The 7009-nt window shown below is 62.8% G+C and carries 6 protein-coding genes; 2 read left to right on the forward strand and 4 right to left on the reverse strand.

The annotated features are described in order from the left end of the window. The first annotated feature begins 50 nt into the window (after positions 1 to 50). Positions 51 to 530 carry a thermonuclease family protein gene (locus FVQ81_08245; protein ID MBW7996539.1) on the forward strand — a complete coding sequence of 160 codons (480 nt, stop codon included), beginning with the start codon at positions 51 to 53 and terminating at the stop codon, positions 528 to 530. A 27-nt stretch (positions 531 to 557) separates the two neighbouring features. Here the strand turns inward: FVQ81_08245 and FVQ81_08250 are convergent, their stop codons facing one another. Beyond that, the gene (locus FVQ81_08250; protein ID MBW7996540.1) at positions 558 to 1379 is read right to left on the reverse strand and encodes a PhzF family phenazine biosynthesis protein; all 822 of its coding nucleotides are present in this window, start codon (positions 1377 to 1379) and stop codon (positions 558 to 560) included. A 354-nt stretch (positions 1380 to 1733) separates the two neighbouring features. Between FVQ81_08250 and FVQ81_08255 the strand changes: the two genes are divergently transcribed. Further along, positions 1734 to 2450, forward strand: a complete 717-nt coding sequence (locus tag FVQ81_08255; protein ID MBW7996541.1) for a hypothetical protein — start codon at positions 1734 to 1736, stop codon at positions 2448 to 2450. 246 nt (positions 2451 to 2696) lie between these two features. Here FVQ81_08255 and FVQ81_08260 read toward each other — a convergent pair whose 3' ends face one another. Genes FVQ81_08260 through FVQ81_08270 form a run of 3 tightly spaced genes read right to left on the reverse strand, consistent with a single transcriptional unit; the run spans position 2697 to position 6913 of the window. Next, on the reverse strand, positions 2697 to 3347 hold the full coding sequence (locus FVQ81_08260; GenBank protein MBW7996542.1) for an isochorismatase family protein: 651 nt from the start codon (positions 3345 to 3347) through the stop codon (positions 2697 to 2699). Further along, positions 3254 to 5920 (reverse strand): hypothetical protein, encoded by a 2667-nt coding sequence (locus FVQ81_08265; GenBank protein ID MBW7996543.1) that lies wholly within the window; start codon positions 5918 to 5920, stop codon positions 3254 to 3256. Before FVQ81_08265 ends, FVQ81_08260 begins: the two co-directional genes overlap by 94 nt. 24 nt (positions 5921 to 5944) lie before the next feature. After that, on the reverse strand, positions 5945 to 6913 hold the full coding sequence (locus FVQ81_08270) for an amidohydrolase family protein (GenBank protein ID MBW7996544.1): 969 nt from the start codon (positions 6911 to 6913) through the stop codon (positions 5945 to 5947). Positions 6914 to 7009 lie beyond the last annotated feature (96 nt).

Here is a 7009-nt window from a genome sequence, read left to right on the forward strand (position 1 = left end):
TAGTTGAGCAAAGCGTGGCGCAGAGGTTCCCTCATTACGCGGACCGGGCAGTGCGGGTTGATCGGGGGAAGATGGATATCGACGACGGCGACACGTTCGAGACCGGCGGGTTGGTGATCCGCATCCTGGGGCTGGACACTCCGGAAATCAAGCACCCGGAGCACGGTTTCTACCAGGATCAGCCCTTCGGCCGCGAGGCGACGATCAAGGCGGTGGCGCTGTTCGACTCGGCGGCAGTTATCGAGTATCTTCCCCACCAGTCCGATCGCTACGGCCGGATGCTGGCCCACGTGTTCGTGGACGGGGAGTTGTTTCCGGTGAAGATGATCGAGGCGGGGCTGGCCTACGAAACAGTCAGTTTTTACGGGGACAACGGTTTCCCGGACCTGGCCGCATTGATTAGCGAGGCGGCGCTCAGAGCGGGTGATCCGCCGTTTCAGAATCCCAACGAGTGGCGAAAGGGAAACAGAAACGGACCACGTAAGTCTCTGGTCCGCATAATCAAAGACATGCTCAAATGGTTTGATTAACAGCAAACCACCCTGGGAGGAGTACTGTTACTGCCCACCCGGTTCATCGAGCGCAAGCAGCTCCCCGCGCAAGACCGTTACCGCTTTGCCGGTGAGAAACACCCGTTCGCCGGAGGGGATAACGTGCAATTCACCGCCGCGGGCGGAGGCCTGCAGGGCGAACATCCTGTCCTTGCCCAGTTTCTGCTGCCAGTACGGTCCCAGCGTGCAGTGGGACGAACCGGTCACCGGGTCCTCGTCGATACCGAGCCCCGGCGCGAAAAACCGCGACACGAAATCGTAGCCGGAACTCGAGGCGCGCGCGGTAACTATCACCCCCCGTGCGCCGAACTCCGCCAGCCGCTGGAAATTGGGCTTGAGCTTGACTAGCGTGTCCTCGGAATTTACCTCGACCAGGTAGTCGGCCTCGCTCTTGCCGATGAACACCGGTTTGGCGATTCCCAGCGCGACGCACAATCCGCCGGGGTCGGAACATTTCCCGGCCGGTTGGGCCGGGAAATCCAGCTCGATCCAGGGCGGGTCGAATTTGGCGAACAGCGGCCCGCTGCGGGTGAAAAACCGCGCCTTCGTCTTATGGTCCAGCAGGTTCTCCCCCCACAGCACGTGGGCCGAGGCCAGCGTGGCGTGGCCGCAGAGGTCAACCTCCGAGACCGGAGTGAACCAGCGCAGGTTGTAACCCTTCTCCCGGAGCAGCAGGAACGCGGTTTCCGAGAGGTTCATCTCGGCGCTCACGGCCTGCATCCACTCCCCGCTCATTTCCTGCTCCAGGATACAGACCGCCGCCGGATTGCCTGCGTAAGCCGCCGACGTGAAAGCGTCCACCTGGAACAACAGCAGTCCGTCGCTCATCTTGCCAATCCCCGGTTCTATTGAAACCTGGCAACTGGTGTTGTGTCCTGCAAATAATGCAGGAAAAAAAGCGGATTATAAATCCCCCTCGATCCCCCTTTACGAAAGGGGGAGGCCGCTTCCCCTCTTTGCCAAAGGGGGGCCAGGGGGGATTTCAGCTTGAGTTGATCGAACCATTACCAGCCTGTCGAATTATTACATAGTACTTCCGGGACACCACACTAGTTTATTGTAATCCGCATCTTGCGGGTAATCCACGATAGCTGCCGAAGCGGTTCCTTGTCAAGCCCGGCGGGATTGTATTAATGTACTCTCGGAGGACATTCACGATTCCATGCCACAGGGGAGGGATAAATGCGGCCGATAGCGTGCTTCTTGATAATGGCGGCCATAACAGCCGCCGGCGCCGCTGCGGAAACATCCAGCAGGATGCTTGGTAACAGGAGCGTGGTGCTGGAGGAAATATACTACGAGGATTTCGAGGGCGGCCTGGACGACTGGCTGCCCGAGGGCAGCGCGGCGGTGAGTCTCAACCGGGGCTGGCTGGAAGTTGACGGCGCCGGCGGTGAGGGCGGTTACACCACGATCTGGTGCAGAACGCCGTTCGAGGGGCCGCAGCTGGTGGAGTACGACGTGCGCCTGATGAGCCGCAGCATGGAGAGCAACGTCAACATGTTCCTGCTGGCGGGCAACCCGGACGTGGAGGGCCTGCTTGCCACCACCGCCAGCCGCGACGGCTCCTACGGCCAGTACCACGAGTTCCCCAACTACCTGATCACGATCCTCAACGGCACCTCGCCGGAAAAACGTGAGCAGCTGCGCCTGCGCATGAGGCTCGATCCGGGGTTCGAGCTGGTGGAGGAAGGCTGGTTCGAGCCGCTGACTTTCGGCAGGGTGCACCACGTGGCCTACCTGCTGGAGCCACCCAAAGTGAGCGTGTATCTCGACAACCGGCTGTTGGGCAGCGCGGTCTACGGGAAAACCTATACACGGGGGCTGCACGGCCTGCGGATCTGGCGCACACATTCGATCTACGACAATTTCCGGGTCAGCCGTATTGTTGAGCACTGAATGACTCACCCCGATCACATTTACAACCCCCGCCTGCCTTCGGCAGGCTAAGGGGGAATTGTATAGTCCTGGTTTTTTTCGCATGTGGACGGGGTTTTACGGTTTTAGTCCCCCTTAGAAAAGGGGGAAACAGGGGGTTGTGTTTTTGAGATTACCTGCCAATGGGCGAAAGTTTGAATTAAAACTCCAGTTATGAACCAGCTTCTAATCCCCTGAAACCGTGTTGTGTAAGCAAAAGTAAAACAATCAGGCCGCAGCGAATTTCTCCAGCGCCTGTTTTTCTTCCTCGCTGCCCGGCGCCACCGGTCGGATCGCCCCGGTGTGCACCACCGCCTCGAACCCGTTGTCCACGGCCGCCTGCCAGGTGGCCAGCACGCAGTACTCGGTGGCAATCCCGCAGAGTGCCAGCGATCCGATCCCCAGATTTTTCAGCAGCGCGGCCAGCCCGGGGCCGTCGAACGCGGAGTAGGAGTCCTGGTCCGCGCCGGTGGCTTTCGAGACGACCAGGTGGCACCGCGGGATCAGCAGAGTGCTGTGAAACTCGGCGCCCTCGGTGCCGGCCACGCAGTGGACAGGCCACTGACCGCCCTGCTGCGTGAACGAGCAGTGGTCCGCCGGGTGCCAGTCGCGGGAGAATATCACCAGCCTATCGGCCCGGCCGTAATCGGTGATCAGCGCATTGACCGGCGCGATCAGCGAATCGGTGGCGTGGGCCGCCAGCGCGCCGCCGGTGCAGAAATCCCGTTGCATGTCGACAACAATCAGCGCATCCCGCATCACAACCTCGTTAGCGGCCGGGAATGTCAGAATTCGATCAGGGGCGCATCGCCGGGATCGGTAGCCGGGGTGAGCACGCGTGCGGCCGCATCTGACCGGCTGGCCCTGTCGGCGTCCCATATCTCGACCCGGTGGGGGAACGGCCCGTAGGCCGGCAGCGGACTGTCGGCAACAATCGTGGAGTAGATCAGGGTGTCGGCCCGGCTGTCATAGACCGCCACGGCCACCCGGACTGACGGATCGTGGGCCACCCGGGCCAGCCAGCCGGCCGGTTCCCGTCCGTCCATCCCGTCCGCGGCGAACGTGCGCGGCCAGCCGGTAAACTGGGCGTCATCCCCCGAGGATAGCGGCACATTATAGGGCCAGCATTCGACCCTGATCGTGCGTCTGCCCGTGTCGATCCGCAGCACTCCGAACCCGTCGCCCCGGCAGAGGCGCACCGAGTCGGTCTCCACCCCGGCCCGGCCGTTCCAGCGGCGGAGAGTCTGGTTACGGTTGCCCATGAATTGGACATCGGTGGGATTGGCCGCGGCCAGCATGGTGAACCGGTTGCCGAAACCGTCGTGCCAGTCGCCTGTGTAGCCGTCCGGCTCCGCCAGCGGCCCGCCGCCGGGTTTGGCCGGATAGAACCAGCGCCAGAAAATATTGCCGATCGCCGGTAGGCAGAACTGCACCGGACCGTCACGAAAATCCTCCAGTCCGAGCCGAGACATGGTCGAGAGGTGCTGGTCGCCGCAGAAGACGAATGCGCGGGCCTTGCGGAAAGCGCTCACGGCGCGGTCGCGTCCCGGCGGCGGCCAGCCCCCCGTATCGCGGTCGGCGGTGATTTTGCCGTCGGCGGCCGTGTGCATGCTGGCGTACAGTGACTGGCTGATCACCACTTTCACCGAGGCGTTCCGCCAATCAGTCGCCCACTGGCTCAGGAAACTTAGCTGACGTTCTCCCAGCAGAATCGCCTGCTCTTCCGGGGTCTGCCTGGGGGACTTGAACTTGCGGTCCTCCAGCAGGGCGAAACTGACGCCGCCCCAGCTGAAACCGGTAAAGTAGACCCCGATTCCGTTGTCCACCGGCCGGGGATCAACCGGGTCAGGGTTGTGCCAGCACTGGGTGCGCTGGACCATCTGGACAAACAGGGGGTTGCGCATGTAGCCGCCGTCGCTGTTGCTCCCGCTCGTGTTGAGCATCCCGGAGTTGCCCCAGACGTTGCCCTGGTAGACATCGTGGTCGTCCACCTGCACGGTGGCCGGGATATTTCTGGTCAGCTCGCCGAACGCCCAGTGCCAGAGATACCACTTGTAGAGGTAATCGAGCGGGAGGAAACGGCGCTGCTGGTCGAATCCGAAAGGCTTACCCTCGTAGATCTGGTCGCCGGTAAAGGCGAGCATGTCGATCTCATCGGCCGCCAGATATTCCACCGTGGGCGAGAACGGGAACCAGACATTGGCCGGGGTCCAGCGCCCCACCACCGGGCCCTTGTCCCGCGGGGCGGCTCCCGAGCTGGCCGTGCGGCCCATCACTCCCATCCCGGTAAACCCGGCCACGGAGAGCGTATCTCCCAGCCGGGGTTCGGCGGCGATTGTGCCCGGGTAGTATGACGTATCCCCCTGCGCGCCGTAATATGCCACGCGGTACCTGCGGCTGACCCGGCTGTCCCAGTTCCCGATCCTGAAACAGGCGGTGTAGTCCGGCTCGCCGAAGCGGACGCTGTCGGCGGTGTCCCAGCTACCGTCCTCGCGCTGAATCTGGAGGTAGGCCAGCAGGGGCCGGGGGAAGTTTTCGCCGGGTTCAGCCCGGCCGGCCAGCGGCATGAACCCCGCGGTGAGCTTGAGCGTCCCGCCGGCGGCCGAGTAAAGAGTGCCGGCCACGGGACCGAATTCCCGCTCGGGGTGGCGGGCCAGTTTGGAGCCCCAGGCGGAGAAATTGTCGAAAGCGACCCCCGGGAAGGGGGAGTCTTCCAGCGCACTGAACGCCAGGGCGAACGAGCCTTTAATCTCGCGATGGGGACGGCCGGAGAGAAACACTTTAGCGAGGGTTTTCCCGTCTGACGCTTCGGCCAGGCTCAGCGCGAGGTCGTACTCCCCGCTTCCGGCGGGAGCGACATCCAGCCGGAGGAGGTACTCCCGGCCATTTTTGAAGCCTGGAAAGTTATCCAGCGCAGTTTCAGCCAGCACAGGGTAGCTGCGGGCGGTGAACTCCCTGCTGTTGTCGCGGAACACCAGCCGGGGGGCGGCGCCGGTTTCCAGCCACGCCAGCAGCCCGCCGCCGCGTCCCGAGTTGGAGTGGACAATCGCCGCGGCGCGCCAGTCGAGCAGCCCGGCCCCGGCACCGATCAGGAAACCGGCCGCGGAGGCGGCCGGTGCGCCGGAGACGGCGGACACAGTCACCGAGATCGAGAACGCATCACGCTTATCAGTCACCCTGCGGGTGAGAGCGTGGACAGTGCGCACCGGGAAGCGTGTCTCGCCGGTCAGGGGTACCAGCCTGCCGTCGCGCACCTCCCAGTCCTCCAGGCGGTTGGCCCACAGTTGACTGCCAACCCAGCGCTGGCGGTGGACGCCGTCCCAGTTCTCGATCAGGCCGGATTTTCCGGCGCCGGATTCAGCCGGTGCGCTGAAAGAGGGCGTCCGGGCGACAGCCGCCGCGCAGATCAGTGCGGCGGCCAGTACGCGTGAAGTTATGAATTTTTGCGGCAAAAGTGCCTCGCTTTACCTGTCGTACTAGTCGGACACCTTGCCGAACATGTCCGGATCGAACATCGGGCGCGAGCCGGGAGGCGCTGGCCGCTGCCAGGTAAACTTCTTGGTGGCCGGATCGATTCCCAGGATACGGGCCATGGTCAGGCCCCACATGTTGCGCCGGTTGCTCTCGGGGACATTGTTGGCGTCGAGGAACATCCGGAAGCGCTCGATATTGCCCACCAGGCCCTCAGGGTCCTCGTCGGTGCCGAATACGATATGCTCGAACGCATCGGGTCCGCCCTTGAGCGTGTGGGCCGTGGTCTCGCCTTCCTCGGCTTTCCACCACAGGATTTTACTGAAGCGTTCCAGGTCGTTGAGCTTGATCAGCTTGTGCAGCGAGGAGCCGGTGATGTCGAAAAAGACGTTGGGGCTCCAGCGGCAGATCTCGGCGGCCTCATCGTACCACGGGTTGCCGAAATGGGCGCCCTGGACAATCGCGCGCGGGCACATCCTGGCGATCAGGTCCAGGTAGCCGGGCCGCATCCTCATCGAACTGCCCAGGTTGACGTTGTTGTTGATCCCGCGGCTGGAAATCCCGGTATGGAGCAGTATCACCAGGCCCAGGTACTCGCAGGTGCGGTAGAGCTGGTGGTACTTGGGATCGTCCCAGTTTTTCTGCGGGCTGTGGAACTTGATCCCGACGAAGCCGGCTTTGTAGAACTGCTCGATCTCGCGGACCGCGTTGGGATCGTCGGGCCGCACGCGGCCGTAGGGGATAAACACGTCGGGGTACTCCTCGGCGGCTTTTTTGACCAGCTCCAGATCCCGCATCCAGGTCAGCACGCAGGCCATCGCGTTGTGGGCGCGGTAGGTTTTAACCATATCCTCCACCCACTGCTGGGAGCCTTCGGTGTGGTTATGGGAGTCGATAATGAAGTCCTGGGCCGCCAGCCGGGATACTGAGAAGCTGATCAAAAGAGCGAAAGCCAGCAGGGTAAAATTTTTCATGGTGCCTCCGGGGGAAAGGGTAGTTGGGGTTAGCGAGAGCTTGCTTCAAGACTATTGTGAAGCGGGGAAATTTTCAAGCTTTTTGCGCGCAGAGCG

This window comes from Candidatus Glassbacteria bacterium (assembly GCA_019456185.1).
Taxonomy (GTDB): Bacteria; Gemmatimonadota; Glassbacteria; order GWA2-58-10; family GWA2-58-10; genus JAJRTS01.